The organism is Cupriavidus sp. BIS7, from assembly GCF_000292345.1.
GTDB lineage: Bacteria > Pseudomonadota > Gammaproteobacteria > Burkholderiales > Burkholderiaceae > Cupriavidus.
This window is the reverse complement of record NZ_ALOU01000021.1, coordinates 22,126-49,096: the sequence shown is the minus strand read 5'-3', so window position 1 is coordinate 49,096 and position 26,971 is coordinate 22,126. Positions and strand designations below refer to the sequence as shown.

At 64.0% G+C, this 26,971-nt stretch carries 26 protein-coding genes; 16 read left to right on the top strand and 10 right to left on the bottom strand.

From position 1 onward, the window contains the following. Positions 1-23: 23 nt before the first annotated feature. From B552_RS0108875 to B552_RS0108855, 5 genes are read left to right on the top strand one after another with little or no spacing between them, the layout of a single operon-like run. A complete protein-coding gene (locus tag B552_RS0108875; RefSeq protein ID WP_019448653.1) occupies positions 24-1,127 on the top strand; it encodes an AI-2E family transporter in 1,104 nt (367 codons plus the stop codon). Next, positions 1,120-1,806, top strand: coding sequence for a paraquat-inducible protein A (locus tag B552_RS0108870; protein WP_019448652.1), 687 nt, complete (start codon positions 1,120-1,122; stop codon positions 1,804-1,806). Before B552_RS0108875 ends, B552_RS0108870 begins: the two co-directional genes overlap by 8 nt. Further along, positions 1,803-2,582: a paraquat-inducible protein A gene (locus tag B552_RS0108865; protein WP_019448651.1), complete on the top strand. Its 780-nt coding sequence runs from the start codon at positions 1,803-1,805 to the stop codon at positions 2,580-2,582. Before B552_RS0108870 ends, B552_RS0108865 begins: the two co-directional genes overlap by 4 nt. Next, on the top strand, positions 2,569-4,203 hold the full coding sequence (locus B552_RS0108860; protein ID WP_019448650.1) for an MlaD family protein: 1,635 nt from the start codon (positions 2,569-2,571) through the stop codon (positions 4,201-4,203). The genes B552_RS0108865 and B552_RS0108860 overlap by 14 nt, the downstream gene beginning before the upstream one ends. Beyond that, positions 4,200-4,787, top strand: a complete 588-nt coding sequence (locus B552_RS0108855) for a PqiC family protein (RefSeq protein ID WP_019448649.1) — start codon at positions 4,200-4,202, stop codon at positions 4,785-4,787. The genes B552_RS0108860 and B552_RS0108855 overlap by 4 nt, the downstream gene beginning before the upstream one ends. Before the next feature lie 4 nt (positions 4,788-4,791). Here the strand turns inward: B552_RS0108855 and B552_RS0108850 are convergent, their stop codons facing one another. Next, positions 4,792-5,343 carry a nucleoside 2-deoxyribosyltransferase gene (locus tag B552_RS0108850; RefSeq protein WP_019448648.1) on the bottom strand — a complete coding sequence of 184 codons (552 nt, stop codon included), beginning with the start codon at positions 5,341-5,343 and terminating at the stop codon, positions 4,792-4,794. A gap of 483 nt (positions 5,344-5,826) precedes the next feature. On the opposite strand from B552_RS0108850, the gene B552_RS0108845 reads away from it, so the two are divergent. The 5 genes from B552_RS0108845 to B552_RS28820 all read left to right on the top strand — a co-directional run bounded on the left by B552_RS0108845 (position 5,827) and on the right by B552_RS28820 (position 12,040). Next, the gene (locus tag B552_RS0108845; RefSeq protein ID WP_019448647.1) at positions 5,827-6,402 is read left to right on the top strand and encodes a fimbrial protein; all 576 of its coding nucleotides are present in this window, start codon (positions 5,827-5,829) and stop codon (positions 6,400-6,402) included. A 100-nt stretch (positions 6,403-6,502) separates the two neighbouring features. Continuing rightward, the gene (locus tag B552_RS0108840) at positions 6,503-7,273 is read left to right on the top strand and encodes a fimbria/pilus periplasmic chaperone (RefSeq protein ID WP_019448646.1); all 771 of its coding nucleotides are present in this window, start codon (positions 6,503-6,505) and stop codon (positions 7,271-7,273) included. A gap of 2 nt (positions 7,274-7,275) precedes the next feature. After that, positions 7,276-9,846 carry a fimbria/pilus outer membrane usher protein gene (locus B552_RS0108835; RefSeq protein ID WP_157160216.1) on the top strand — a complete coding sequence of 857 codons (2,571 nt, stop codon included), beginning with the start codon at positions 7,276-7,278 and terminating at the stop codon, positions 9,844-9,846. Next, positions 9,843-10,892 carry a fimbrial protein gene (locus tag B552_RS29430; protein WP_083860264.1) on the top strand — a complete coding sequence of 350 codons (1,050 nt, stop codon included), beginning with the start codon at positions 9,843-9,845 and terminating at the stop codon, positions 10,890-10,892. Before B552_RS0108835 ends, B552_RS29430 begins: the two co-directional genes overlap by 4 nt. A gap of 512 nt (positions 10,893-11,404) precedes the next feature. Continuing rightward, positions 11,405-12,040 carry a fimbrial protein gene (locus B552_RS28820; protein WP_019448642.1) on the top strand — a complete coding sequence of 212 codons (636 nt, stop codon included), beginning with the start codon at positions 11,405-11,407 and terminating at the stop codon, positions 12,038-12,040. A gap of 11 nt (positions 12,041-12,051) precedes the next feature. Here B552_RS28820 and B552_RS0108815 read toward each other — a convergent pair whose 3' ends face one another. Both B552_RS0108815 and B552_RS0108810 read right to left on the bottom strand, forming a co-directional pair. Beyond that, the gene (locus tag B552_RS0108815) at positions 12,052-12,855 is read right to left on the bottom strand and encodes a tetratricopeptide repeat protein (protein WP_019448641.1); all 804 of its coding nucleotides are present in this window, start codon (positions 12,853-12,855) and stop codon (positions 12,052-12,054) included. A 14-nt stretch (positions 12,856-12,869) separates the two neighbouring features. Then, entirely contained in the window at positions 12,870-14,951 is a 2,082-nt protein-coding gene (locus B552_RS0108810) for a bifunctional 2',3'-cyclic-nucleotide 2'-phosphodiesterase/3'-nucleotidase (protein WP_019448640.1), read from the bottom strand. 262 nt (positions 14,952-15,213) lie between these two features. On the opposite strand from B552_RS0108810, the gene modA reads away from it, so the two are divergent. The 3 genes from modA to B552_RS0108795 are packed head-to-tail and all read left to right on the top strand — an operon-like array spanning position 15,214 to position 17,442. Continuing rightward, complete coding sequence (gene modA, locus B552_RS0108805; RefSeq protein ID WP_026035467.1) at positions 15,214-15,990, top strand: molybdate ABC transporter substrate-binding protein; 777 nt, start codon at positions 15,214-15,216, stop codon at positions 15,988-15,990. 5 nt (positions 15,991-15,995) lie between these two features. Continuing rightward, entirely contained in the window at positions 15,996-16,712 is a 717-nt protein-coding gene (modB, locus tag B552_RS0108800) for a molybdate ABC transporter permease subunit (RefSeq protein ID WP_019448638.1), read from the top strand. Between the two features lie 7 nt (positions 16,713-16,719). Beyond that, on the top strand, positions 16,720-17,442 hold the full coding sequence (locus B552_RS0108795; protein ID WP_019448637.1) for an ATP-binding cassette domain-containing protein: 723 nt from the start codon (positions 16,720-16,722) through the stop codon (positions 17,440-17,442). A gap of 54 nt (positions 17,443-17,496) precedes the next feature. Here the strand turns inward: B552_RS0108795 and B552_RS0108790 are convergent, their stop codons facing one another. The 5 genes from B552_RS0108790 to B552_RS0108770 form a co-directional block, all read right to left on the bottom strand. Continuing rightward, positions 17,497-18,105 (bottom strand): LysE/ArgO family amino acid transporter, encoded by a 609-nt coding sequence (locus B552_RS0108790; RefSeq protein WP_019448636.1) that lies wholly within the window; start codon positions 18,103-18,105, stop codon positions 17,497-17,499. An 80-nt stretch (positions 18,106-18,185) separates the two neighbouring features. Beyond that, complete coding sequence (locus B552_RS0108785; protein ID WP_019448635.1) at positions 18,186-18,992, bottom strand: TOBE domain-containing protein; 807 nt, start codon at positions 18,990-18,992, stop codon at positions 18,186-18,188. 41 nt (positions 18,993-19,033) lie between these two features. Beyond that, on the bottom strand, positions 19,034-19,276 hold the full coding sequence (locus B552_RS0108780) for an RNA-binding protein (protein WP_019448634.1): 243 nt from the start codon (positions 19,274-19,276) through the stop codon (positions 19,034-19,036). Positions 19,277-19,381: 105 nt separating this feature from the next. Further along, positions 19,382-20,161 (bottom strand): enoyl-ACP reductase FabI, encoded by a 780-nt coding sequence (fabI, locus tag B552_RS0108775; RefSeq protein WP_019448633.1) that lies wholly within the window; start codon positions 20,159-20,161, stop codon positions 19,382-19,384. A 96-nt stretch (positions 20,162-20,257) separates the two neighbouring features. Continuing rightward, positions 20,258-22,522: a DUF3141 domain-containing protein gene (locus tag B552_RS0108770; protein ID WP_019448632.1), complete on the bottom strand. Its 2,265-nt coding sequence runs from the start codon at positions 22,520-22,522 to the stop codon at positions 20,258-20,260. A gap of 290 nt (positions 22,523-22,812) precedes the next feature. On the opposite strand from B552_RS0108770, the gene B552_RS0108765 reads away from it, so the two are divergent. Both B552_RS0108765 and B552_RS0108760 read left to right on the top strand, forming a co-directional pair. Continuing rightward, the gene (locus B552_RS0108765; protein ID WP_019448631.1) at positions 22,813-23,763 is read left to right on the top strand and encodes a phosphate acetyltransferase; all 951 of its coding nucleotides are present in this window, start codon (positions 22,813-22,815) and stop codon (positions 23,761-23,763) included. 53 nt (positions 23,764-23,816) lie between these two features. Further along, positions 23,817-25,040: an acetate/propionate family kinase gene (locus B552_RS0108760; protein WP_019448630.1), complete on the top strand. Its 1,224-nt coding sequence runs from the start codon at positions 23,817-23,819 to the stop codon at positions 25,038-25,040. A 6-nt stretch (positions 25,041-25,046) separates the two neighbouring features. Here the strand turns inward: B552_RS0108760 and B552_RS0108755 are convergent, their stop codons facing one another. After that, complete coding sequence (locus B552_RS0108755; RefSeq protein ID WP_019448629.1) at positions 25,047-25,811, bottom strand: tyrosine-protein phosphatase; 765 nt, start codon at positions 25,809-25,811, stop codon at positions 25,047-25,049. A gap of 185 nt (positions 25,812-25,996) precedes the next feature. Between B552_RS0108755 and B552_RS0108750 the strand changes: the two genes are divergently transcribed. Continuing rightward, on the top strand, positions 25,997-26,692 hold the full coding sequence (locus B552_RS0108750; RefSeq protein WP_019448628.1) for a transglycosylase domain-containing protein: 696 nt from the start codon (positions 25,997-25,999) through the stop codon (positions 26,690-26,692). A 29-nt stretch (positions 26,693-26,721) separates the two neighbouring features. Here B552_RS0108750 and B552_RS0108745 read toward each other — a convergent pair whose 3' ends face one another. Beyond that, complete coding sequence (locus B552_RS0108745; protein ID WP_019448627.1) at positions 26,722-26,964, bottom strand: formate dehydrogenase subunit delta; 243 nt, start codon at positions 26,962-26,964, stop codon at positions 26,722-26,724. Positions 26,965-26,971 lie beyond the last annotated feature (7 nt).

The following is a 26,971-nucleotide window of genomic DNA, read 5'->3' as shown; positions in this document are numbered from 1 at the left end:
TGGACGCCCTCTGGCCTGCATAGATGAGTTCCGGACAACTGATTGAGAAGCTGGCTGCAGTATTTGCGCTGATCGTCCTGATCGGCGGTTCGCTGGTCGTACTCGCGCCATTTGCCACGGCCCTGGTATGGGGCGCGATCCTGGCCTTCAGCTCGTGGCATCCGTATACCGTGCTGACGCGCTGGCTTGGCAACCGGCGCGTCCTGGCCGCGCTGATCTGCGTGCTGATTGCCGCCGTGATCGTGCTCGGGCCCTTTGTTTACGCCGGCGCCAGCTTCTCGGCCCATCTCGACGAACTGACCGCGCTGGTCAACCGCTACACCGAGCATGGCCTTCCGCAATTGCCTGACTGGCTCAGCAGCCTGCCTTACGTCGGGCCACAGCTTGAGACTGGCTGGAACAAGGTCATCACCGCCGATTCCGACACGCTGGCCAGCCTGCGCAAGCTGATTGCACCGGTGGGGCATGTGCTGCTCGGCGCTGGCCTGTCGATCGGCGCGGGCCTTGGCCAGCTTGCACTGTCGATCGTGCTGGCGTTCTTCTTCTACACCGGCGGCGAACTCGCCGTGGAATGGCTGCGCGGGGGCATGCGCCGCGTGGCCGGCGAACGCGCCGATCACCTGCTGGCGCTGGCTGGCAGCACGGTCAAGGGCGTGGTCTACGGCGTGCTGGGCACCGCCTTCGTGCAGGCCGTACTGGCCGGCATCGGCTACTGGATTGCCGGCGTGCCCGGCGCGGCGATTCTCGGCTTTGTCACATTCTTCCTTTCGGTAATACCTGTGGGCCCGCCGCTCGTCTGGATTCCTGCTGCCCTGTGGCTCTATCACAGCGGCGATACGGGCTGGGCGATCTTCATGGTGGTGTGGGGCGCCGGGGTGGTCGGCATGGCCGATAACGTGATCAAGCCGCTGCTGATCAGCAAGGGCACCGGCCTGCCGCTGATCTGGATCATGATGGGTGTGCTGGGCGGCGCGCTGGCGTTCGGCTTCCTGGGCGTCTTCATCGGCCCGACCGTGCTGGCGGTGGCCTATGCGCTGCTGCGCGACTGGACCATCGGCAATCAGGAACGCGCCGGCGTGACGACCGTCACTGCACCGCCGCCGTCCCACCTGACGCCGGATGCCTGAGCGCCACGATCACGGCACGCCGGCAATGCCCGAGCCGGACCTGCACCGGCTCGTGGCGTGCGAGTACTGCGACGCACTGTACGAGCGAACCTCGCTCGCGCCCGGCGAGCGTGCCACCTGCCTGCGCTGCGGCGGCGCGCTGTATCGCGAAAGCGCGCACGCCTATCGCCGTCTGCTGCCGCTGGTGACGACCGCGCTGATCCTGTTCCTGATCTCGAACACGTATCCGATCGTCGAGATGGACCTCAAGGGCGTGCGCACGCAAACCACGCTGTGGGGCGCCGTGCAGGCGCTCCAGGCGGACCACATGACGCTGGTGGCAATGCTCGTGTTTGCCACGACGATCCTGTTTCCGCTTTCAGAGATGCTGATGATGTGCTATCTGCTTGTGCCGATGGCCAGGAAACGCATGCCGCCGGGTTTCGACAGCATCGTGCGCGGCATCCGCCAGACGCGGCCATGGGGCATGATCGAAGTCTTCATGATCGGCGTGCTCGTCACGGTGGTGAAGCTGTCGTCAATGGCACAGGTGCTGCCCGGCGTGGCGCTGTGGTCGTTCGGTGCGCTGGTGGTGGTGCTGGCCGCGATGCTGTCGTTCGATCCGCGCGACCTGTGGCACTACCTTGAAACCCCCGACGCGGACGACGTCCCGCCCGGATCACCGGACGCCACGTCATGAGCGAGCCACAGCGCCCCTCTCGCACCACCAAGGCGCGTGACCAGCTTGCACGCTCGCGCCGCATGGCCGCCGATGTGGTGGCTGAACTGACCGATGACGACGAACGCACGCCGCTGGCGCAGGTGCCTACCGCCACGTCGCGCGGGCTGATCTCCTGCCATGCCTGCGACCTGGTCAGCCCGATGACGCTCGAAGGCGAGCCGTGCCCGCGCTGCGGCGCCACGCTGCATCGTCGCAAGCCGGCCAGCCTGGCGCGCACCTGGGCATTCCTGCTGGCCGCGTACATCCTGTATATCCCGGCCAATCTGCTGCCGGTGATGGTCACCCAGTCGATCCTCGGCGTGCAGCGCGACACGATCCTGTCAGGCGTGCTCTACCTGTGGCTGTCCGGTTCGCACATGCTGGCCGGTGTGGTGCTGGTCGCGAGCATCGTCGTCCCATTGCTGAAAATGATGATCCTGACGCTGCTGCTGGTGTCGGTGCATCTGAAATCGACATGGCGTATTCGCCAGCAGACCCGGCTGTACGGACTGGTCGAAGTGATCGGCCGCTGGTCCATGCTCGATATCTTCGTTGTGGCGCTGCTGGCCTCGCTGGTGCGGGCCGGGGCGCTGGCCACGATCATCCCCGGGGCCGGAGCGCTTGCGTTTGCATCTGTTGTCGTCATGACAATGCTGGCGTCACTGAGCTTCGACCCGCGCCTGCTGTGGGACTCTCTCGAGACCGCGCACTCCCCCTCCATCGAATCGCCGGAAGCCGACAATGCCCGATCTTGACAACCCTCCCCCGCCTCCCGCGGGTGTGCCCCAGCCGGCGCGCAAGCGCCGCGCCCGCTGGCTGCCTTCACTGGTTTGGCTGATCCCGATCGTCGCCGCCGTGGTGGGCATCTCGCTGCTGATCAACACGCTCGCGTCGCGCGGGCCCGAAATCAGCGTGTCGTTCCGGTCCGCCGACGGGCTGACCCCGGGCAAGACGGCCGTCCGCTACAAGGACGTCGATATCGGCCTGGTCAAGTCGGTGCGGCTGGCTTCCGATCGCTCGCACGTGATCGCAACCATCGAGCTGACCAAGGACGCCGAGAGCTTCGCCGTGAAGGACACGCGCTTCTGGGTGGTCCGTCCGCGCTTTGCGATCAGCGGTGTGTCGGGTCTGGAAACGCTGCTTTCGGGCGCCTATATCGGCGTGGATGCCGGCAAGTCGCATGAGGGCACGCGCAGCTTCACTGGCCTGGAAGTGCCGCCGGTGGTAACCGCCGACGCCTCCGGCCGCCAGTTCGTCCTGCGCGCGCAGGACCTGGGATCGCTCGATATCGGATCGCCGGTCTACTATCGCCGCGTGCAGGTGGGCCAGGTCGTGGCGTACCAGCTCGATCCGAACGGTCGCGACATCTCGCTGCGCGTGTTCGTCAACAAGCCCTATGACAAGCTCGTCAATGCCGATACCCGCTTCTGGCATGCCAGCGGCGTCGACCTGAAGCTCGACGCGAACGGGCTGAAGATCTCTACGCAATCGCTGGTCACCGTGCTGCTGGGCGGCGTGGCCTTCCAGGCGCCGGACAACTCCACTGCCACCCAGGCGGCGGCCGAGAACACGCAGTTCCTGCTGGCAGCGGACCAGTCCGAGGCAATGAAGGAGCCCGAGGAACTGGCACCGGCGCTGGCGGTGCTGAACTTCGACCAGTCCGTTCGCGGTCTTTCGCCGGGCGCGCCCGTCGATTTCCGCGGCGTGATCGTCGGCCAGGTGCGCTCGATCGGCATCGAGTACCAGCGTGACAAGAAGGCCTTCCGCATGCCCGTGGTGGTGGAGTTCTATCCGTCCCGCATGGGCTTCCGCGAGCGCGATGTGTCCGATGAGGCCAAGAAGCGCAATATCGTGCTGGGCCTGGTCAAGCGCGGCATGCGTGCGCAGTTGCGCACCGGCAACCTGCTCACCGGGCAGCTTTACGTGGCCCTGGACTTCTTCCCGAAGGCGCCGCCGCCGAAGGATCTTGACCTGAACGCGGAGATGCCCGAGTTGCCAACCACGCCGGGCACGTTCGACGAACTGCAGGCCAAGCTCGGCGATATCGTCAACAAGATCGACAAGGTGCCGTTCGATCAGATCGGCCAGGACCTGCGCACCAGCGTGGTGTCGATGAACAAGATGCTCGACAACGCCGACAAGCTCGTGACGCAGTTGCACGGCGACGTGGCGCCGCAGGTTCTGGCGGCGCTGCAGGACGCGCGCCGTACGCTCAACGCGGCTAACGGCACGCTGGCATCGGACGCACCGCTGCAGCAGGATACGCGCCGCATGATGCAGGAACTCACGCGTACGGCCGTGTCGCTGCGCGCGCTGACTGACTATCTGGAGCGCCACCCCGAGGCACTGCTGCGTGGCAAGACGGAGAACGAATGATGAAACGCTCGCTGATTTTGCTGGCGCTGGCCGCTGCGTTGCTCAACGGATGCGCGTCGCCCGAGCCGCGCTACTACTCGCTGGCGTCGGGGGCCGCTTCGACGGTATCTACCACCGCGCCCGGCGCGAATCCGGTCTGGATCGAAGTTTCCCCGGTCCGGGTGCCCGAACGCCTGAACCGGCCGCAGTTCGTGGTGAGCGACGGGGATGCTGGCGGCGTGAAGCTGCTGGACCAGTCGCGCTGGTCGGCACCGCTGCCTGACGAATTGCGCGACGCGCTGTCGCAGCAACTGCAGGCGAAACTTGGCGCGGTGGATACCTACCAGCAGGGGTTGTCGGGAGTCGAGCCGGTCTATCGCGTTACCACCGAAGTGGTACGCCTGGATACCGACCTGGGTCAGCGCGCCCGCGCGACAATCGCCTGGACCGTGCGCCGCCTGCCCGATGGCAAGGTGTTGGGCGGCCGCACTGAAACCGAATTGCCCGCGCCTGGGCAGGTGGATGGCATGGTGAACGCCTACCGGCAGATCGTGGCGACAACCGCCGCCGATATCGCCACCAGCGTGCAGTCGTTGCAGCGCTGACGCTTCAATCCTCGGGACCGCCCTGCTGCAGCGCCTGCGTGCGCCGTGCAGCGCGGCGGCGGTCCGCCTCGGCCATCTCGGTCAGGCACGCTTCGGCGTCCCCCGTCACCAGCCGCACGCTACAGGCCAGCATCAGGTTTATCGGCAGGCCGAAGTTTTCCACCACATAGCCGCGCGCATCAAGTGCTTCCCCATCGGCATCGGTGCTGGCGCGCACGCGGTCAAGCAGCGTACCGGCATCGGCGCCATAGCCCCAGACCGGCTTCTGAAGCGCCACCGCAAAACCCACTTCAAACGCCGTGCCGCTATCGGGCTCACCGGGGCCGCGAAAGTCGTCGAGGTTCGCCATCACCATGTCGGCACGACGGATCAACGCGACGTTGGCTTCATAGATCCACTGCGCGGTGGCCGGGCCTGAAAGTCCGAACGGCGCGGCCTTGTCCAGCGGATACAGACCTTCGTAGCCGTGCCTTGCACACAGCGTCTTCAGGTGCTCGCCCCAGGCACGCGCGTCCTTGCGAAACACATCAAAGCCGGCGAGGTAGATCGTCTTCATGGCGCGAACTCCGTTGGGAACGGGGGAAGGATACCGCGGACTGACCCTTCTCATTTCGCGGCGGACCATCGGAATCATGTTAGGGAACCTCCGATCGTTCATCGCTATCTTCCGAAAAAACATCCCGCCCACCGTGCCACCCCGGATAGCGCGTCAATTCATTTTCCGTCGCCTTTAACACTCAAGAGTTCCGATTAGATATAAGAACTTTCTGATAAAAATGCTGAGAAATTTAGGAGAACAATGATTATCAGAAATCACATGAATGGATAGTCTTTGCCCCTGTCAGGACGACGCGATGTGTGGCGACGTAGCGCGGTCTGCAGGGGCTGTCACTCATGTTGTTGAGCCTCTCTGTCCGAATCGGTGGCTTGCGCCCCCCTTTTCCCAATCGTGCCAATTGCGCCGATCGTGCCGATCTTGCCGATCTTGCCGATCTGTCCTGACAGACATCCATTTACCTAATGACATGAGGTTTCAACAGTGAAGAACATCCGAGCAAAAATTCTCGCCACGTCCCTGGTCCTGGCCGCCGTGAGTCCTGCGGCATTTGCAGCCGACGGCACCATTACCTTTACCGGCCGGGTAAGCGCCCAGACCTGCACGATCTCCGGCGATGGCGGAGGCCGGAATTTCACCGTGACACTGCCGCCCATCTCCTCGTCAACGCTTGCTACGGCGAACAACGTCGCGGGCCGTACGCCATTCAACATCCGTCTCACCGGCTGTACTCCGAACACCGGCAACGCCGCGGTTCACTTTGAACCGGGTGCAACCGTTGACCTCGGCACAGGCCGCCTGAGAAACACCGTGGTTACCGCCCCTGCCAGCGGGAGCACGCCCGCCGTTACCGCCGCCGGCAACGTGCAGATTGGCCTCCTGAACGCGGACCTGACGAGCATTGCCGTTGGCTCTGCATTCGCCTCGCAGAACTCGCAACAGGTAGCGATCTCAAACGGCGCGGCAACGCTGCAGTACTTCGCTGAGTACGTCGCAACCGGCGCCGCCACCGCTGGCACCCTCAGTACGTCGGTGATGTACTCGGTCGTCTACCCATAAGCCGGACACCAGTCAGGCTCTTGTCCGCAGCCGGCATGCCCTGCATGCCGGCCCTTCCGCCCGCCGGCAACATGCCGGCCCCCTCAGCTCCGCGTTCATCATGCTCATGATTTCACGCTGCCGCGCAGCCGTCGCTGCCTTCCTCCTGGCACTGGTTGCGCCCGCAACCCTTGCGTCCGTTGTCCTGACCGGGACCCGGGTCATCTACCCCGAGCCGGAACGGGAGGTAACCCTCAAGCTCACCAACGAGGGCGATTCTCCAGCGCTGGTGCAGGCGTGGATAGACAGCGGAAATCCGAACGCGACACCCGAAGACGCACAGTCACCGTTCACGCTGGCCCCCCCACTATTCAGACTGGACCCGAAGAAGGGGCAGACGCTGCGCATCATCCACCTCCAGCAGCCGCTGCCGCGTGATCGCGAATCGCTGTTCTGGCTCAACGTCCTGGAAGTTCCGCCCATGGCATCCGGCAGCGCCGAACATCAAAACTCGCTGCAGTTCGCATTCCGCACGCGCATCAAGCTGCTGTTCCGCCCAACCGGGCTACCAGGCGATGCAAACAGTGCGCCCTCGAAAGCCACCTGGCAGTTCGTGCGCAAGGAGGACGGCCGTCATGTACTGACCGCCACAAACCCAACGCCGTTTCACGTTACCTACATCAAGGTGAAAGCCACCGCCCACGGCACGGAGTATGGCAATGACGATGGGGCAATGGCTGCCCCTGGCGAGACGATCGAGTTTCCCATCGAAGGCACACCGGGAGCCTCCAGCGAACCAGAGCAGGTGCAGTACTCCTTCATCAACGATTTTGGTGCGGGCGTAGACGGCATCTACCGGGCCGGGCAGCAGCACTCGACAAAAGAAGAATGAAGATGCGTACGCCAAAGCCGAGCACTTCGCGCGTTCTGGCTGCGCACTGGGTCCTGGCCGCCACCTTGCCTGCATTGCCTCTTGCAGCATTCGCTGGCGAGTCCGGCAGGACCACCACCGTCGCAGCAGTCCAGTTCAACGCGCAGTTCCTCCAACGATCCGATGGCAGCAACGTCGACGTTAGCCGCTTTGCGGTGGGGAATCCCATTACGCCGGGCGACTATCCGGTGGATCTCTACCTGAACGGCGCATGGATCGGACGTGAGACAGTCCGGTTTCAGTTGCAGAACGAGACCGTCGCGCCATGCATGAACCGGGCGCTCGTCACCAGACTGAATCTCGATGAGCGGGCATTTCCGCCCGTTGGCCGGAGTGCAATCGCGCGCGCCATCAGCGGCGAATGCACGCATCCTTCTGCCATATCCGATGACATCTCATGGTCATTCAACCTCAGTGACCTGCGCCTGGACATCAGCGTGGCACAGGCACTGTTGCGCCGCATGCCGCGCGGCAGCGTGAATCCCGATCTCCTCGACGAGGGCGTTCCGTCGGCAACGCTGGCCTACAACCTCAACACGTTCCATTCAACGGCACTGGGTGCCGGCACAACCACGTACCTGGGTCTCGATTCCGGGTTGAACATCGGCCCCTGGCATCTGCGGCAACGTTCCTCGATGACCTGGCAGTCCACCGGCCCCAACAGCTACGACTACCAGAACGTCGCCACCTATGTGCAACGCGACATCTCCGCGTTGCGCAGCCAGCTCACCTTTGGTGACGCGTACACGGACGGCGCGGTCTTCGACAGCTTCTCCATGCGCGGCGTCAACCTGGCCAGCGACGATCGCATGCTGCCGGACTCGTCACGCGGCTATGCGCCGCTCGTGCGCGGCGTGGCGCGTTCCAATGCGCGCGTCACGGTCACGCAGAACGGCAACAAGCTCTATGAGACCACGGTAGCGCCCGGCCCGTTCGAGATCAACGATCTCTATGCCACCGGCTACGGCGGCAACCTGCTGGTCACGGTGACCGAGGCCGATGGCAGCCAGAGCAGCTTTACGGTGCCATATGCATCCGTGGTGCAGCTTCTCCGTCCGGGTATCGTTCGCTATTCAGCCACGGCAGGCGAGTACCGCGATAGTGCGTCCACCAAGTCACGAGGCGCAAAGCTCGTTCAGGGCACGTTGCAGTACGGCATCAGCAACCTCATCACGGGTTATGGAGGCATTGTTCTCGCCGAGGGCTACCAGGCCATGCTGGTTGGCACCGCCTTCAATCTTCCCATTGGCGCGCTCGCGCTGGACATCACGCACGCTCAGGCTTCGATACCGGACGTTGACAATGACAGCGGCGAAAGCTTGCGCATCAGCTACAGCAAGTTCGTCCCCTCGACGAACACCAATATGACCATTGCCGCATACCGCTATTCGACCAACGGCTTCTGGTCGATGCGCGACGCGTTCGCGGCACGCTCGTCCAACGGCAACGTTCGTGGCATAGACCGGCAGCGCGGCCAGGTCCAGTTGACGATGAACCAGAGTCTCGGAGATCGCTGGGGCAATGTCTATCTCACCGGCACGTCAGTGCAGTACTGGAATCGCAGCGGCACCACGCTGATGTACCAGGTCGGGTACAGCAATTCGGTGCGCGTACTTGGGATGCCGGTGGCCTTCAACATCGCGGCTTCACGCCAGCGCGAAGCGCAAACCGGGCGTTTCAACACACAGGTCTCCGCCTTCCTGACTGTTCCTCTGGGAAGTGGTACACACGCGCCGATGCTGTCCGGCGGCGCGACGCACGACACCACGGGCTACTCGTCGCAGCAGTTGCGGCTGACCGGTACGGCTCTGGAAGACAACGCCGTCACCTATGGCCTCAACGCCGATCGAACGTCACACAGCACAACGGGCGGCGGCAACGTCCAGTACCGCAGCCCCTATACCACCGTGTCCGCCTCGGCAAGCGGGGGTGGCGGCTATTCGCAATACTCGGCGGGCCTGCAAGGGGCATTGGTGGCGCACCCGGGAGGCGTCACGCTTGCAAACTTCCTGGGCGACACCATCGGCATCGTCGAGGCAAAGGGTGCCTCGGGCGCCCGCATCATGAATTCTCCTGGCGTCAGGATCGATCCGTTCGGCTATGCGATCGTTCCTTATCTGCAGCCGTACAACATGAACACGGTGGAGCTGGACCCTAAGGGGTTGCCGCTGGACGTTTCCATGGACGCCACCAGTTCCCAGATCGCACCACGCGCGAACGCCGCAGTGAAGATCCGCTTTGCCGCGCTCGCTGGCCGTTCGGCCATTATTTCCACCAGCCGGTCCGACGGTACGCCGCCGCCGTTCGGCGCAACGGTCCTGAACGAGAAGAACGCCGAGGTCGGCGTGGTCGGCCAGAACGGCAACGTCTTTGCGCGAGGCGTGGAGGAATCCGGGCAACTGCAGGTGACATGGGGCAAGAGCGACAGCGAACGCTGCACGATCGCGTATCAATTGCCCCCAAGGACCAACACCGCGACGTCGTACTCCCATGTCAAGTCAATGTGCCGGCCAGGCACGAAGGACGCGTCATGATGGGACTCCCGGTGCGCGAACCACACTTCAGACGACGCTCGGTGGCAATGATGTTTACGCTGGCGTCTTGCCTGCTGGCTTTGGTGCCAGACACCGCCAATGCCCAGCGCCGCTTTGAACAGACTCATTGCCACGGCCAGGTCTCCGGACCACTGTCATTCCAGACAGTTCGGGTAGCTCCTGCTACGGCGGTTGGGTCTGCAATCAGCGAGGTGCAAACCCTTTCCTATACGTTCAGATGTCAAACTGGAAAGAATGACCGCGGGCCGTTCGGCGTGGTAGGAATGACTGGACTACGGCTATCTGCAGCCGTTCAAGGTGTATGGGAAACCGGCACACCTGGCGTTGGAATACGCGTCATCGACCTCTACAACAACAGAGTACTGTCCACCATGAGCTCGATAGCGTCCTTCAGCGTTGGGCCAGGCGGCCTCCAGAAAGGCAGCACCTCTACCACACGAATCAGCTTCCAACTGTTCAAGACTGGGCAGACTACCTCGTCTGAGATACAGAGAGTCTCGCTGTTGAGCTTTGGTACCTATTCAGAAGCGTCGCGTGGCACATACACGAGCACAAGGAATGGAGCGCAGACAACTCTCCTTCCCACTCCTGTCGCCAGTGCCGGGTCCTGCCGGGTAACCACCCCCAACGTTCCGGCGCCTTTGAGCGATGCGCGAGCCGCGGCTCTCACCTCCAATGGATCGGCCCCTGGCAACAACAACATCGTCATCGGCTTGCAGTGCGACCCGCAGTCGAATGTCTACATCACGCTGACGGACGCCACCACTCCCGGCAACCGCTCCGATCTTCTGACGCTCACCAGCGACTCCACGGCAAGCGGCGTTCGCCTCCGTATCCGGAACCCATCCGGCACGGCGATCAGTTTCGGGCCGGATTCGTCCGTCGCGGGAAACATGAACCAGTGGCAGGTAGGACAATCAAGCGGAGCCACGACGATTCGGTTGAGCGCCGAGTACGTGGCGAACGGCACGGTCCAGCCGGGCACTGTTCGCGCGCTGGCCACCTTCACCATGAGCTATCAGTAGCTGCGCAGCGAGCGCTGCACGATCGCGTATCGGTTGTCCCCAAGGACGAAAGCCGCGGCGTCGTACTCCCATGTCAAGTCAATGTGCCGGCCCGGCACGAAGGAAGCTTCATGATGGCACTTTCGGTGTTCGAACCACACTTCAGACGACGCTTGGCGGCAATGGTGTTTGCACTGGCGTCTTGCCTGCTGGCCCTGGTGCCAGACGCCGCCAATGCCCAGCACTTCAGGGACACGATCCAATGCCCTGGCCGAGTCTCCGGACCACTCTCATTCCAATCGATTCGGGTTGCTCCCGATACGCCGGTTGGGTCAACAATCAGCGAAGTACAAACCTTGACCTACACGTTCACATGTGGAAGTGGGAGGCGAGGCGGCCCGTATCGCGCATCCGCGCAGCCTGCACGACCTGTCTCCACAACCGTTCGAGGCGTATGGGAAACCGCAACGTCTGGCATTGGGATACGCGTCATTGACCTCATCGAGAACAGGGTACTGTCCAACACGGGCCTAATGGGATCGTTCAGCGTTGCGCCAACCATCCAGCGTGGCGGTACCGGCACCGCAAGGGTCAGCTTTCAACTGGTCAAGACTGGGCAGGTCACCGCCACTGAGTTGACGAGGACGCCACTGTTTGGCTTTCATACCTTCTCCTATTCGAGCGGTGGCGCTTACGGAAGAGTGACTGCGCAGACATTTCTCCTTCCCACTCCTGTCGCCACTGCCGGGTCCTGCCGGGTAACCACCCCCAACGTTCCGGCGCCTTTGAGCGATGCGCGAGCCGCGGCTCTCACCTCCACCGGCTCGGCCCCTGGCAACAACAACATCGTCATCGGTTTGCAGTGCGACCCGCAGTCGAATGTCTACATCACGCTGACGGACGCCACCACTCCCGGCAACCGTTCGGATCTTCTGACGCTCGCCAGCGACTCCACGGCAAGCGGCGTTCGCCTCCGTATCCGGAACCCATCCGGCACGGCGATCAGTTTCGGGCCGGATTCGTCGGTCGCGGGAAACATGAACCAGTGGCAGGTAGGACAATCGAGCGGGGCCACGACGATTCGGTTGAGCGCCGAGTACGTGGCGAACGGCACGGTCCAGCCGGGCACTGTTCGCGCGCTGGCCACCTTTACCATGAGCTATCAGTAGCGGCGCCCGCCTTACGGATTGATGGCCGGATGCTTCAGCGCGTGCGCGGCCTCGGCCATGTGCTGCCGATAGTTGCCTTCGTCTTGCGACAGGCCAAGTTCTCCGTTGCGATAGGCCATCGCCAGCGCCTGGCTGGAGGCAGGATGCTCTCGCTCGGCGGCGGCCTCGTACCAGGCCACCGCGCGGGCATCGTCACGCGGCACGCCTTCGCCATCGCGGTAGGCATTGGCAAGCAGGAACATGGCCTGTGCCACGCCACCATCGGCGGCCACGTTGAACCAATGCGCCGCAGCGGCCAGATCCGGCGTGCGACCGTAGCCACCGCGATGGAGCAGCCCAAGGTAGTACGCCGCCCCGACGTCGCCAGCCTGTGCCGCCGCATCAAGCTCGCGCCATGCTAGCGGCAGGTCCGGCTGACCGGAAGCCAGTTCGCCAAGCATGGCGGCCTTGCCAAGCAGGAACTGCGCACGGGCGTGCCCATTGGCCGCTGCAAGGCGCAGCCAGCGCTCGGCCTGCGTGCGGCTCTCGGTGTCCGGCCGGGACAGCATTGTTTCACCGAGTGCCGCACGTGCCGCAACCTCACCCGCGACAGCGGCGCGCTTGAGCTTTGACAGTGCCGCCGCATCGTCCGCCGACGTTGCCAGAAGCTGCCATTGGGCAATCTCCGTCTGACGTGCATCGGATTGCTGCCGCCATACGGCAGCACCAGCGACCCCGGCCGTTGCGACCGTCACCGCCAGGGTGGCGGCCACGAACAGCGGGTGGATACGAGGAAAGCGCCGCGTTGCGGCCGGAGTCGTTGGCGTAGCGTGCATCGTCGATTCGTCTATCAGAGGTTGAGGTCGAGCTTGTATTGCGACAGGTTCTTGCCGGAGCCGTCGTCTGCCTTGTCGAGCGAGATGTTGGCCAGCCCTGCATCGCTTGCCTGCTGCAGCATGCCGACACCCGAACTGAACACCACCTTGCCCGTGGTGGCTACTTTGGTGAACTTCCAGCTACGCGCACTGCCATTGGCCACGCGCGTGACGTTGCCCAATTTCTTGATGTAGCTGATCAACACGTCGCGGTTGGCATCGGGAGACGCATAGACGGTCTTGGTGCCGTCCAGCCCCGGGAAGTTGCCGCCGCCACTGGCACGGTAGTTGTTGGTGGCCACAATGAAGCTCAACGCCGCGGTCACCGGCGCACCCTTGTACGTCAGGTTCTTGATGCGGCTGCCAATCGGCTGGGTCACGTCGATCTCGTACTGCATGTCCGGGTCGGTGAACATGTCGAAGTTGTAGCCGGGGAACGTGCTGATCAGTTGCTGATCCGCCGTCTTGGCCGGATCGATCAGGTTGAAGCGCTTGGCAGCGGTCTCCAGCCAGTTCTTCACGTCGTCGCCATTGACCTTCACCGCGTATACCGTATTCGGGTACAGGTAGAGGTCCGCCGCATTGTTGATGGCCAGGTTGCCGGATGCGACGTCGGTGTAGTCGTTGCCGCCGCCGAAGCCGCTCTTGAACGGCGCCGAGACAGACAGCACGGGCAGCGAGGCAAGCGCCGGCAGGTTGGCCGCAATGTAGTCCTTCACGTAGGCGGCCTGCGCCATGTTGACGATCTGGATCGCGCCCGGATCGCCCACGTCGGCAAAGTAGCTCGACATCCTGTAATCGGTATTGCCGATCGGCGTCTTGACGTACTGGATGGTCGCCTGATGCTCGGTATCGATCGTCGGCGCCACGCTGGCGTCGGCGGCCACGTAGGTCTTGTCGGCGTTCTGGATCGAGCGCGCTTCCACCGTGGTCTTCGTGCGATCGACGCTCCAGATCTTGCCGTCGTGGCTCAACGCCAGGTTGATCACGCCGAGGTGCTTGCCCCAGTAGTTGGCCATCACGGTCGGCACGCCGTTGACAGTGCCCTTCGCCTTGTCCACGCCAGGCAGGTTGAACTGGCCCACCGTGCTGTTGGCGTCAGGGAAGATCTGGTGCGAATGCCCGATCAGCATCGCATCCACGCCAGGCACCTTCGACAGGTGGTAGCTGCCGTTCTCCATCGTCGGCGAATAGGCCGAGTTGTCGAGACCGCCGTGCGAGATCACGACGACGAGGTCCGCGCCCTTGGCGCGCATCTCGGGGATGTACTTCTGGGCCGTTTCGACCAGGCCTTCGGTATAGACGTTGCCGTCGAGCCAGCGCTTGTCCCAGCTCATGATGGCCGGCGGCGCGAAGCCGATGATGCCAACCTTGATCGGCGCGGACACGGTCTTGCCATCGGGGCCGGTGGCGGTCAGCGTCTTGTTCAGGATTGCGTACGGCTGGAACAGCGGTGCGCGCGTCTTGACGCTGTACACGTTGGCCAGCACCTGCGGGAACTTCGGCCCCGCGCACGCGGTTTGCGCCGACGGATCAGGCAGGGCGGCGACGTTGAACCTGTTGCCGGTCACCTGGCTCAGGTACTGCAGCCCGTAGTTGAATTCGTGGTTGCCGATGCCGCCGCCATCAAAGCCCGCAGCGTTCATGACCTTGTACATGGCCAGCGTCTCGGTGCACGAGACCGGCTTCACCAGCGCCTGGTAATCCGACAGCGCGGTGCCCTGGATCGTGTCACCGTTGTCGAGCAGCAAGCTGTTCGGAAACTGCTGCCGCGCGGCCTTGATCAGCGTGGAAACACGCTCGAAGCCCAGCGACTTGTCTTCGGCCAGCTTGAAATAGTCGTAGCTGAGGACGTTTGTGTGCAGGTCGGTGGTCTCCAGCAGTGCGAGCGTGGATTTGGTGCCGGCCGGGATCGACGTGTCGGCGTTGCTGCCGCCGTTGTTGCCGTTACCAGTGCCGGACGAAGGCGGGGTGTCCTCTGAGCCGCAGGCGGCCAGCGCGATCACCCCCACCAGCACGGCCGCCAGCGTCGCGGCCTGAATGCGATGGAGTTGCATGTTTCGGGTTCCCTGTTGATTGTTTTGGTTTTGATACAGCCAGGGCATTCTCGGCAACTGCGATGGCGGGAAAGTGGCGAAATCGCGTCATTTCGATGACAGCAGCGCAAACATGGCAAGAAAGGCATATCCATCCGCCGATCGGCATTCGGAATCGCTGAAGTCCCTTATCCGTCCGGGCAATTGACGCTGCGTTATATAGACGCTTATATTGCGCATGGTAACGATTGCGCACACGATTCCCTTCGATTCCCTTCACCCGATGACCTCCCGCACCCTGCCCTTCCTGCGCCGCGCCGCCGGCGTTGGCGCCGCGCTGACCCTGGCCCTGGCAGCGCCCTCGGCGTTTGCCGCCGACCTTGTGGTATCCGCCGCCGCCAGCCTGACCAACGCGTTCAAGACGCTGGCCGAGCAATACGAGCGCGCCCACCCGGATACCAAGGTCGTACTGAATTTCGGTGCGTCGGATGTGCTGATGCAGCAGATCGTCAAGGGCGCCCCGGCAGACGTATTCGCCTCCGCCGACCAGTCGGCGATGGACCGCGCCGAGGCCGAGAAGGTGGTGCAGCCGGCCACCCGCAAGGACTTCGCCGCCAATCAGGTCGTGCTGATCGTGCCGCAGGACAGCAAGCTCGGCATCGCTTCGCTCAAGGACCTGACGCACGCCGACGTGAAGCGCGTGGCCTATGGCAATCCGTCGTCGGTTCCGGTGGGCCGCTATACCAAGGGGGCGCTGGAGGCCGAGGGTCTCTGGGATGCCGTGGCCGCCAAGGGCGTGCCGGCCCAGAACGTTCGCCAGAGCCTGGATTACGTGGCGCGTGGAGAAGTAGACGCCGGCTTCGTGTTTGCCACCGATGCCGCGATCATGCCGGACAAGGTCAAGGTGGCCGTACGCGTGCCGAATCGCACGCCGGTCACCTACCCGATCGCCGTCACCGCGCAGACGAAGCAGGCCCAGCAGGCCAACGGTTTCGTCCAGTACGTGCTGTCGGCCGAAGGCCAGGCCGTGTTGGCCAAATACGGCTTCCAGAAGCCATAACCGCCATGGATGCCGTCTGGGTACCGCTGCTGCTATCGCTCAAGGTTGCTGGCTGGGCCACGCTTCTCAATGCCATCCTTGGCGTGGCGGCCGCGTACGCGATATCGCGCTGGCGCTCCGCCGCACGCGACGTGGTTGACGCCATCCTGACGCTGCCGCTGGTGCTGCCGCCGACGGTGCTCGGCTACTACCTGCTGGTGCTGGTGGGCCGGCGCGGCGTGTTTGGCGCATGGCTGGACCGGATGGGGATTGAGTTGGTATTCACATGGCAGGGCGCGGTGCTCGCATCGACGGTGGTGGCATTCCCGCTGGTATTGAAGTCCGCACGCGCCGCGTTCGAAGGTGTCGATCACCAGCTCGAAAACGCCGCGCGCGTGCTGGGTATCTCGGAGGCCGGCATCTTCTTTCGTGTCACGCTGCCAATGGCACTGCGCGGCATCGTTGCCGGTGTGCTGCTGGCGTTTGCGCGTGCACTGGGCGAGTTCGGCGCCACGCTGATGGTCGCAGGCAACCTGCCAGGCCGCACGCAGACGCTGTCCGTCGCCATCTATGAAGCGGTGCAGGCTGGTGACGACAATACGGCCAACCTGCTGGTGCTGGTCACGTCGATCACCTGCATCGTGCTGCTGGTAGTCGCGGGTCGATTGGTGCCGCCGGCCGCGCGCGGCTTGGGTGAGATCTACGAGCGGCGCACCTTCCGGCGCGAAGCCGTGGGCAAGTGAGGCCGCCATGAGCATGCAGATCACCGTCCGCAAGCGCCTGGTGTCTCAGGATCGCCAGTTCGGGCTCGATATCGCTTTCGAATCGGACAGCCACCGCATTGCGCTGTTCGGGCCTTCCGGCGCGGGCAAGAGCCTGACGCTGCGCGCCATCGCGGGACTGCTGGCCCCGGACAGCGGACGCATCGTGCTCAACGGTCGTACGCTGTTCGACAGCGAATCCGGTATCGACGTACGGCCGCAGGAGCGCCGCGTGGCCTACCTGTTCCAGGACTACGCGCTGTTTCCGCATCTGACCGTAGCACAGAACATCGCATTCGGCCTGAGCCGCGGCTGGCGCAATCCCACGCGCCGTGCGCTGCCGCCGGAGGCCGCACGCTGGATCGATGCGTTTGGCCTGCGCGAGATCGTCAACCAGTACCCGGCCCAGATCTCGGGCGGGCAGAAGCAGCGCGTGGCACTGGCTCGCGCGCTGGTGACAAGTCCGGATATCGTGTTGCTCGACGAACCGTTCTCCGCGCTGGACCCTGCGCTACGTACGCGCATGCGCGAGGAGCTGCGTTCGCTGCAGGAGAGTCTGGACGTGCCGATGGTGGTGATCTCGCACGATCCACAGGACGTGGAGATCCTTGGCGACCACGTGCTGGAAATCCGTGAGGGCCGCATCTACGGCAGCGGCACGGCCCGCCGGCACGCGCCGGTCTATGCGCCGATGCCAGCGCGCGTGGCCTGAGTCAGGTCCACATAGGCGCCTTCGATCAGGGCGCCCTGCTCCACACCAGGGGCGTCACTGCCCTCCGTCGAGCAGAAGTCTTGCGGCGATACTCCACATCGTCAGGCCGACGATCACTTCGAGCACCTGCCATGCGCGTGGCCTGGCGAATACCGGACGCAGCAGCGCCGCGCCATAGCCGAGCGAGAAGAAGAACAGGAACGATGCGGTCATCGCACCCGTGGCAAACGCCATCTCGTGCCCCGCGAACTGCGTGGATACAGAGCCGATCAGCACCACGGTATCGAGCCAGACATGGGGGTTGAGCCACGTGAATGCCAGGCAAACGGCCAGCGTGGCGGCCAGCGGACGCGAGTCTGCGTCGCTGGGCATCAGCGCCTCGTGCGAGCGCCATGCGGTCCAGAGACTGCGCGCGCCATACCAGATCAGGAATGCCGCGCCGCCAAAACGCATGGCATCGCCGAGCCATGGCAGCTTGCGAATCATTACCGAGAAGCCGGACACCCCCATGAAGATCAGCGCGGCGTCGGACACGGCACAGATCAGGCAGACCCAGAATACGTGCTCGCGCCGCAGCCCCTGGCGCAGCACGAAGGCGTTCTGTGAACCGATGGCAAGAATCAGCGACAGCCCAAGGCTGAAGCCGGCAATGGCAGCTTGCATGTTGGAAAGAATAAAAAGGAAACGGGCGCTCTCACGAGCGCCCGACAGCCGTCATTCTACCAGCGCAAGCCGCGCCAAACTCACCCCACCGTGCCGAGAATCACGCTCGATGCCTTGAAGATCGCCAGCGCGCGCGTGCCTTCCTTGAGGCCGAGTTCCGTCACCGACGCGTTGGTAATGATGGCCGCAACCGTGCCGCCACCATCGAGATCGAGCGCCACTTCGGCATTGACGGCCCCCGGCAGCACGCGCGATACGACGCCCGGCAACTGGTTGCGCGCCGACAGCCGCACCTTGGGATCGGGCAGGCCGATCAGCACCGACGATGCCTTGACGAGCGCAAACGCCTCGGCGCCCGGAGCAAGACCAAGGGTCTCCACGCTTTCATGGGTAATGGTGGCGACGATACGCTGGCCGCCCGGCATCTCCAGCGTGATTTCGTCGTTGACGGCGCCGCCGCGCACGGATTCCACGCGGCCGAACAGCTTGTTGCGGGCACTGGTCTGGATCATGAAGCGCCTCATCAGGTGAAGGTCGTCGGCATCCGCATCGCTCAACGCGCTGCCGACCTTGTCAAGATAGGCGACAAACCGCGCATGCTCAGCTTCCATCGCACGATAGGTGCGAATCAGCCGCTCGGCCCGTTCGGTCAGCCGGGTGCCGCCGCCGCCCTTGCCGCCAGCCGCGCGCGACACCAGCGGCTCGCCCGCGCTATTGTTCATGGCATCAATGGCGTCCCACGCGGCCTTGTAGCTGAGGCCGACGGCGCGCGCCGCCGCCGTGATCGAGCCATGCTCGCCGATGGCGGCCAGCAGCGCAATGCGGTCCTTGCCGCCCCATTCGTGCGTACCGGCGCGAAACCAGATCGCGCCCTGCAGTTCGAGCATGAGCTAACCGTCAGGAGAGTGGGAAACGGCGTATGGTACCGCTAGCTCTGGTGCGCCGGGATGTACCAGCGCATGACGCTGCCCGCGAAGTACTGCTTGTCCAACTGGCGCAGCAGGCGCCAGGCAGTGAAGGCGTCGATATCCAGATCCACCCAGGCCCATGGATGATCAGGGTCGCCCTCGCGCATGATCTGGATTGATTTGACCGGCGCGTAAATCTTGAGCTTTTCGCGCAGCATTTCCTCGGTCACATTGCGATGCAGTCCGCGGATCAGTACCTGCATTGCAGCTTCTCCCGTGGTGCGTTGGCATTGTGTGTATTGTAGGCCGCGCATTGCCACCCGTCCTCCACACAATGCGTTTATCGCACACGGTCGAATACCAGGCGCTCAGGCCATGATGTGCACACCGCCGTCGACATAGACGGTGTTGCCGGACAGGCGCCGCGCGTACGGCGTGGCCAGGTAGGCCGTGGCGAAACCCACATCCATGATGTCGACCAGTTCGCCCAACGGCGCACGCCCCGCCGCCTCGGCCAGCAGCACGTCGAAGTCCTTGAGACCCAACGCCGCCCGCGTCTTGAGCGGCCCGGGCGAAATCGCGTGCACGCGGATGCCCTGCGGCCCAAGCTCATGTGCCAGATAGCGGCAACTGGCTTCGAGCGCGGCCTTCACCGGCCCCATCAGGTTGTAGTTCGGCACCACGCGGTTGGCGCCGTCATAGCTCATCGCGAACATCGTGCCGCCGTGCGTCATCAGCGGCACCGCACGGCGCGCCATGCGGATGAACGAGTGGCACGAAACATCCATTGCCCGCGCAAAACCGGCCGCCGACGAATTGAGCAGCCCACCCTGCAGATCCGCCTTGGGCGCAAACGCAATGGAGTGGACAAACGAATCCAGCCGCCCCCAGTCCGCCGTGATGCGCGCGAACAGCGCATCCATCTGCGCGTCATCCTCGACATTGAGCGGCATCAGGATCGACGCCTCGACCTGCCGCGCGAGCGGCTCCACGTGCGGCAGGGCCTTGTCGTTCAAATAGGTCAGCGCGATGTCGGCGCCCATTTCCCGGAACGCCCGCGCACAGCCCCAGGCGATCGAGTCCTCGTTGGCCACACCCACGACAAGCACGCGTGAGCCGGCAAGAGGTGGATTCGGTACTTGCACCATATCGGATCCTCCCGCGAGAGCGGTTGGCGGTTGGCGGTTGGAATTTGCCCCGCTCTCCCGGCGCTGCGGAGAGAGCGGGAAGACTGGCGGAAGGTATCAGGCTTCGGCGTCCGCGCCCGTTTCCTGCGTGGCCTTGCCGTGATCGGTACCCATCACCTCGGCAACTTCGCGATATCGCTCGAGCCATTCGCTATCTAGCGGACCGCCTACGGTCAGCACGCGATGCACCAGCACCATGATCCGGCGACGCTCCTTCATGTCGGGGACCAGTTTCGGCAATGCCTTCAGCGCACCTTGCGGGTCAAGGCTGACAACATAGCTCTGACGCCGCACGGCGGCCTTGAACTCGGCCAGCGTGATGCGCTTTTCTGGCGGATTCTCGCGGGCCAGCTTGCGCAGCAGATTGAACGGCCGCTCCTCGATTGCCGACCGGCCCGCCGTTACGTACGACAGGATGCGCAGGAAGGCGTCGAGCGAAGTGCCCTTGCCAATATGCGACTCCGCCTCGCGGCGGCGCAAGGTCGCCACTTCCTTGCGCAGCGCCTTGACCGCGGGTGACTCGGCATGCGTCGGTGTCGTCGTCATGCCCAGCAGCGCGGGCAACCATGGCGTTGCGTAGATCGATTCGAACACTTGCTCCTGCCAGGCATCGCGGACATCGCGATACTGGTCAAGCGAGCGCACGATCTGGTCGGAGAACGCCTGCTGCATTGCCAGGAACGGGTTGTCGGGCGACACCGGCTGGCGCGCTTCGCGCACGGCCGGCGCAATCGCCCCTACCCAATGCATCCACGGATTGGCGTCGCTGGCCAGCGAGCGCTCGAGCCGCGACGGGTGCGCTGCGCGGATTGCCTCGGCCGTTGTCTCGTTGGACATCGCGCGCACGAACGGCGACGCGAACGTCTGATAGAGATGCTGGTTGATCTCGGCTACGCGGCGCACCACCTGGAAGGGACGCTCATCTTCACGGCCGTCGTCGAGCGACAGGATATCGTCGATCGTGCGGCGTTCGAATCGCACAAGATAGCGCCCTTCGATCAGATCCGTGTGCGGCGTGCCAGCCGCGACGTCTTCGATCTTCGCTTCATACAGGCCCGGCGGCAGCACGTCGATCAGGTCCAGCGCGCAGAACAGTTCCGAATGCTCCTTGTTTGCCACGCTACCCGATACGAAGATGCCGAGGTGCCCGATCGACGGATGCAGGCAGTAGACGATGGTCTGATCGTTGGCAACGATCTCGTCGACATTGGCATAGAGATCCGGAATCCAGTTCAGCGCCTGCTGCGGTGGCGTGATGTTGTCGCCCCAGGACGCAAACACGATCACTGGCGAACGCACGTTCCGCAGGTCCACGACCGTCTTGCCGTCATTGCTGCGAATCTCGCCGGCGGTCAGGTGATTGCCGACGAACAGGTTCTGCACGATCCAGTCGATTTCTTCCCGGTTCATCAGGAAGTGGCCGCCCCACCAGCGTTCGAATTCGAGGAAGCGCGGCCCTTCCGTATCCGCCTTCGCGTACACGTTGTAGAGCTTTTCCCAGAGCGTGTTCGACGGGTTGAGCTTCTCGAAATTCTGCACGAGCCAGGCGCCGTCGAAACGGCCATTGCCCATGTCCGCCGTCAGTGACGCCAGCCAGCTTCCGCCTAGCAGGCCACCGGAGTAACGCATCGGATTCTTGCCGCGCACACCCGCCCAGTACGACACCGGTGCGCCAGCCAGCAGGATCGGGCCCGTCACGTCCGGCGCCGCGGCGGCCAGCATCAGCAGCGCCCAGCCCGCCTGGCAGTTGCCGACGACGAACGGCTTCCCCGGCGAATCGGGATGGCGCTCGGCCACTGTCTTCAGGAACAGTCCCTCGGTGCGCGCCACGTCCTCGATGGTCTGGCCCGGACACGGGTCACGGAAGAACGTGATGAAGTAGCACGGATGCCCGCCGCGGATCGCATTGCCGATCTCGCTGTCGGACTTGAACCCGCCGATACCGGGTCCGTGGCCCGCGCGCGGGTCCATCACCACGAACGGGCGCTTGTCGGCGTCGGTGGGCTGCCCGGCGGGCGGCACGATCCGCACCAGCGCATAGTTGACCGGCTTGGGCAGGTCGCGGCCATCGACCAGGACTTCGTAGTCGAACACAAGCACTGGCGGCATGCCGCCGCGCTCGTGCTCTTCGGATTCATTGCCGCGCCGTCGCAGGATGTCGAGGAACAGGATGTAACGCTGCCAGGCGTCGATGCCGTATTCCCATGCGGCTTGCGCGACGGGTGTCAACGGAACTGGCGGGAAGGAGGCAGGCGGCGATGCTGCCGGGGAAGATTCCTGCGCTTGGCCGGCGGTGCCGGTGGCAGGTTGACGTGCGGTCATTCCGTTTCTCCCAGTCTGGATTGGCGGATTCGATTCAGATCGTCGTTGTGGCGTGCAATGCGCTTGCTGCGATGCAACAGTCAAAATCTACCAGCGTTGTGGCGCGATGACAACCGGCGCAAGGCCGAGTCGTCCCGCTTGAAATATCGGCGCAATCAGTGACATGTACGTGTCATCTCCGCACGCGCGACATTCGCCTATACTTGCGCATGACGTTTGCGCAATGCAGCATCCGTGGCCCCCAGGATGCCTGCCTACCAGAATGCTTTTGGTTCCAGGGAACGCTGCCTATGCCCACTACACCGTCCACCGACAAGTACGCCATCCTGCTTTCGCGCTGCGAAGGGCTGCCACCAATCCCGACGGCCGTGGCGCATCCGTGCGACCAGTCGTCGCTCGATGGCGCACTGGAGGCCGCTCGCCTTGGCCTGATCATACCGCTGCTGGTTGGCCCCGAGGCCCGCATCAGGCAGGTTGCACAAGAACATGGCCTGCCGCTGGGCGACACACCGATCATCGACGCGCCACATAGCCACGCTTCCGCAGAAGCCGCCGTGGAAGCCGTACGCACGGGCCGGGCAGAACTGCTGATGAAGGGCAGCCTGCATAGCGACGAACTTCTCCACGCCGTCACGCGCAGTACAAGCGGCCTGCGCACGGAGCGGCGCCTGTCCCACGTATTCGCGATGGATGTGCCGAGCTATCACAAGCCGCTGTTCATCACCGACGCTGCCGTCAATATCTTCCCCACGCTGAACGAGAAAGCCGACATCGTGCGCAACGCGATCGACCTCGTGCGCATACTCGGCGTCGAGCGGCCCAAGGTTGCGATCCTCTCGGCAGTGGAGACGGTGACCGACAAGATTCCGTCGACGATCGACGCCGCCGCGCTGTGCATGATGAGCCTGCGCGGGCAGATCGAAGGCGGCATTCTCGATGGCCCGCTGGCTTTCGACAACGCCATCAGCAAGGAAGCCGCCGAGACCAAGGGCATCCGCTCCGATGTGGCCGGTGATCCAGACATCCTGCTCGTGCCGGACCTCGAGGCCGGCAACATGCTTGCCAAGCAGCTCACGTTCCTGGCCGGCGCTGAAGCAGCCGGCATCGTGCTTGGCGCGCGCGTGCCGATCATCCTGACGAGCCGCGCCGACAGCGTGCGCGCGCGAATTGCCAGTTGCGCGATAGCGGTACTCGTTGCCCATGCGCGCCGCATCGCCACCCAGGCGGCAGTCAAGGCCTGAGTTCGTTCAGCATTCCCTCAGTTCCCTCAGCGATCCCCAGGAGAAATGCCAGCGTGACCAATACGAATCCCGTCATCCTCGTCGTCAACGCGGGCTCGTCGAGCGTCAAGATCTCCGTGTATGTCGTGCCGGAATCGGCTCACGAGAACGTCGACATCCAGCCCACGCTGGTCGCGCATGGCCAGATCGAAGGCATCGGCGTGGCGCCGCGTCTGGTGGCGCGCATGGCCGATGGCCGCAGCGTGGCCGACGAAAGCTTTCCAGTGGAACAGGTGGCCGATCACGACGCCGCATTTCGCCTGATCCGGCTCACGCTGCAGATCGGGCTGCGCGATACCCCCCCGGTAGCAATCGGACATCGCGTGGTACACGGAGGGATTGATTTCGCCGATGCGGTGCGCATTGACGACGACGTGATTGCCCGGCTCGAAACGCTGATACCGCTGGCCCCGCTGCATCAGCCGCACAACCTGACGGCCATCCGCGCAATCCGCGGCGCCGCGCCCGATCTCCTGCAGGTGGCCTGCTTCGACACCGCATTCCATGCCGGGCACGATCCCATGGCCCAGTTGATGGCGCTGCCGTTCGAATACTACGAACGCGGCATTCGCCGTTACGGCTTCCATGGGCTGTCTTACGCGTATATCGCGCGGCGGCTCCAGCAGGTGGCGCCCGATCTGGCCGAAGGCCGCGTCATCGTTGCCCACCTTGGCAATGGTGCGAGCCTGTGCGCGATGCGCGGTGGCCGGAGTATCGATTCGACAATGGGGCTCACGGCGCTGGACGGCATGCCGATGGGCACGCGCTGCGGCACGATCGATCCCGGCGCGGTACTTTGGCTGGCTGCGCAGGGCATGGAGCCGGACGCGATTCAGGCAATGCTCTACGGCCAGTCGGGGCTCAAGGGTATCTCAGGCATCAGCAGCGACATGCGTGCGCTGCTGGCCAGCGATGCGCCTCGCGCGAAGCTCGCGGTAGATTTCTACGCCTACCGCGCGGCGCAGGAAATTGGCAAGCTCGCGGTCACGCTGGGCGGCCTCGATGGGCTGGTCTTCACGGCCGGCATCGGTGCCAATTCCCCGGACGTACGCGCACGGATCTGCGCACACCTTGCCGATCTGTTTGGCATTGCACTCGATGCCGCGGCAAACAGCGAGAACTGCCAGCGCGTCAGCCGCGACTCCAGCCGCGTGCCCGTGCTGGTGCTGCCGACAGACGAGGAAGGCATGATCGCGCTGTCTACCGCGAGAATTCTGCGAGAGTCCGGCGGGCTGTAGATCCGCTCAAGCTTCGAGATAATGCGCGCGCAACTGCTCCACGTCGATGCGCAAGCCATCGGCGAGGAACTGCGCCACGCTGCCGTATGCCTGCCCGATGGCATCCATCGACGCCTCCAGATACTCGGGCCGCACCTCCAGCAGCGGCATCATGACCTCCGCCTGCACGCCGATTGGAGCGACCCGCGCGAGCACGTCGTCGTTGAAGCGCCGGTTCCAGTGATTGGACTCAAGGTAGTTGGCGACGATTTCATCCTGCGGCACGCCGAGCGCCGACAGCAGCAGCAGCGACGCAAAGCCCGTGCGGTCCTTGCCGGCGGTGCAGTGGTAGAACAGCGTGCGGCCTGCCTCGGCATGGCGCAGGAATGCGCCGAATGCTTCGCTGTAGCGCACCGGGAAGTCGCGATACACGTCGAGCATGAACGCATGCATCTGTGCGGGCGTACTTGCGCGCAGGCGCGGCATCAGCACGTCCATCGCCATGCTGCCCTCAAGCACGGGCACCGAAACCCAGTGAAAGCGCTCGCCGAAAGCGGCCTCGGCGGGCGACTTCTCGTCGGGTGAACGGAAGTCGACAACGATATCGATGTCCAGTGCGTGCAGCCGGTCCAGGTCCGCTGCGCTCGCAAGCGCGGGATTCGCGCTGCGAAAGAGCTTGCCGGGGCTCACGCGGCGGCCGTTCAGGCCGACAAGGCCGCCGAGGTCACGTGCATTGGGGATTGTCTCCAGCTCCAGACTGGAACGTGTGTCAGGATTCATATTGTTTGACATCTCTGTTCTGCGCGCCATCGCGCGCCTTCCAAAACGTTCGGTATCAGCATCGATTATTTCAGATCGCAGCATCGAAGGACAAGTTCCACCGGCAGTGCCTGGGGACGCCTTCATACCGCGGGCTTCATGTGATCTGAAAAGTCGATCCGGGCCACGCCCGGACTGCCAATGGCACAATACGCGCCATGCAACGTCTCTGGTCCGCCTTCGTCAAGTTCGTGCTGCTCGCCGTGATCGGCGGCGCATTGCTGCTCGCGTTCGTCGTCGTGATGGCTAACCGGCAGCTGCCGTCGCTCGATGCCATGACGGCATTCCGCGACTCCCCCGGCTATGTGAAGCTCGCAGATTTTCCGCATACGCTGCCCGAGGCGGTGGTCGCCATTGAGGATGACCGGTTCTACCTGCATGATGGCGTCGACTATGTGGGGGCCATGCGTGCGGGGATCGCCAACCTGTCCGACGACCTGTCGCAGGGTGCCTCAACGATCACGATGCAGGTGGCGCGTAATTTCTACCTGTCGCGCCAGAAGACCTACACGCGCAAGCTTTACGAAATCCTGCTCGCCTACCGGATCGAGCATGCGATGAGCAAGGACGAGATCCTGGAGGTCTATCTGAACAAGATCTACCTCGGCCAGGGTGCGTATGGCTTTGCGGAGGCCGCCGAGACCTACTTCGGCAAGCCGGTCGATCGGCTCACGCTGGCCGAATGCGCAATGCTGGCCGGCCTGCCCAAGGCGCCATCGGCCAACAATCCGGTGGTGAACCCGCGCCGCGCGCGGCAGCGCCAGGCCTATATCCTGCTGCGCATGATGGAACTGGGCCGCATTACCCGCGCCCAGTATGACGCGGCGCTGCTTGAGCCTTTGCGGCTGCGATAAGGGTCACTCGAGGTCCGCTCCTGGGCAATTCAGGCCGCTGCGTGTGCAACCGCAAGCTTGTCGCGGTGACGCGCTATCGCGGTCTGCACAATCGGCTCCAGCCCCGCCCCGTCCGTTGCGTCGATATGCGCCAGCAGCGCGCGCCGCATGCGCGGCTCCCAGAAACGCTTCAGATGACTGGCGATATCGGCCAGCGCTTCATCGCGATCGGGCATTGCTTCGAAGAAATTGCCAATCTGATTGGCCATCTTGATCAGGTTGTCGATATGCATGCCTGAG

Excerpts from the sequence above, each read along its gene's own strand:
- B552_RS0108875 (WP_019448653.1), top strand. The coding sequence starts at position 24 with ATGAGTTCCGGACAACTGATTGAGAAGCTGGCTGCAGTATTTGCGCTG.
- B552_RS0108870 (WP_019448652.1), top strand. The coding sequence starts at position 1,120 with ATGCCTGAGCGCCACGATCACGGCACGCCGGCAATGCCCGAGCCGGAC.
- B552_RS0108865 (WP_019448651.1), top strand. The coding sequence starts at position 1,803 with ATGAGCGAGCCACAGCGCCCCTCTCGCACCACCAAGGCGCGTGACCAG.
- B552_RS0108860 (WP_019448650.1), top strand. The coding sequence starts at position 2,569 with ATGCCCGATCTTGACAACCCTCCCCCGCCTCCCGCGGGTGTGCCCCAG.
- B552_RS0108855 (WP_019448649.1), top strand. The coding sequence starts at position 4,200 with ATGATGAAACGCTCGCTGATTTTGCTGGCGCTGGCCGCTGCGTTGCTC.
- B552_RS0108850 (WP_019448648.1), bottom strand. The coding sequence starts at position 5,343 with ATGAAGACGATCTACCTCGCCGGCTTTGATGTGTTTCGCAAGGACGCG.
- B552_RS0108840 (WP_019448646.1), top strand. The coding sequence starts at position 6,503 with ATGCTCATGATTTCACGCTGCCGCGCAGCCGTCGCTGCCTTCCTCCTG.
- B552_RS0108835 (WP_157160216.1), top strand. The coding sequence starts at position 7,276 with ATGCGTACGCCAAAGCCGAGCACTTCGCGCGTTCTGGCTGCGCACTGG.
- B552_RS29430 (WP_083860264.1), top strand. The coding sequence starts at position 9,843 with ATGATGGGACTCCCGGTGCGCGAACCACACTTCAGACGACGCTCGGTG.
- B552_RS28820 (WP_019448642.1), top strand. The coding sequence starts at position 11,405 with ATGGGATCGTTCAGCGTTGCGCCAACCATCCAGCGTGGCGGTACCGGC.
- B552_RS0108815 (WP_019448641.1), bottom strand. The coding sequence starts at position 12,855 with ATGCACGCTACGCCAACGACTCCGGCCGCAACGCGGCGCTTTCCTCGT.
- B552_RS0108810 (WP_019448640.1), bottom strand. The coding sequence starts at position 14,951 with ATGCAACTCCATCGCATTCAGGCCGCGACGCTGGCGGCCGTGCTGGTG.
- modA (WP_026035467.1), top strand. The coding sequence starts at position 15,214 with ATGACCTCCCGCACCCTGCCCTTCCTGCGCCGCGCCGCCGGCGTTGGC.
- modB (WP_019448638.1), top strand. The coding sequence starts at position 15,996 with ATGGATGCCGTCTGGGTACCGCTGCTGCTATCGCTCAAGGTTGCTGGC.
- B552_RS0108795 (WP_019448637.1), top strand. The coding sequence starts at position 16,720 with ATGAGCATGCAGATCACCGTCCGCAAGCGCCTGGTGTCTCAGGATCGC.
- B552_RS0108790 (WP_019448636.1), bottom strand. The coding sequence starts at position 18,105 with ATGCAAGCTGCCATTGCCGGCTTCAGCCTTGGGCTGTCGCTGATTCTT.
- B552_RS0108785 (WP_019448635.1), bottom strand. The coding sequence starts at position 18,992 with ATGCTCGAACTGCAGGGCGCGATCTGGTTTCGCGCCGGTACGCACGAA.
- B552_RS0108780 (WP_019448634.1), bottom strand. The coding sequence starts at position 19,276 with ATGCAGGTACTGATCCGCGGACTGCATCGCAATGTGACCGAGGAAATG.
- fabI (WP_019448633.1), bottom strand. The coding sequence starts at position 20,161 with ATGGTGCAAGTACCGAATCCACCTCTTGCCGGCTCACGCGTGCTTGTC.
- B552_RS0108770 (WP_019448632.1), bottom strand. The coding sequence starts at position 22,522 with ATGACCGCACGTCAACCTGCCACCGGCACCGCCGGCCAAGCGCAGGAA.
- B552_RS0108765 (WP_019448631.1), top strand. The coding sequence starts at position 22,813 with ATGCCCACTACACCGTCCACCGACAAGTACGCCATCCTGCTTTCGCGC.
- B552_RS0108755 (WP_019448629.1), bottom strand. The coding sequence starts at position 25,811 with ATGTCAAACAATATGAATCCTGACACACGTTCCAGTCTGGAGCTGGAG.
- B552_RS0108750 (WP_019448628.1), top strand. The coding sequence starts at position 25,997 with ATGCAACGTCTCTGGTCCGCCTTCGTCAAGTTCGTGCTGCTCGCCGTG.
- B552_RS0108745 (WP_019448627.1), bottom strand. The coding sequence starts at position 26,964 with ATGCATATCGACAACCTGATCAAGATGGCCAATCAGATTGGCAATTTC.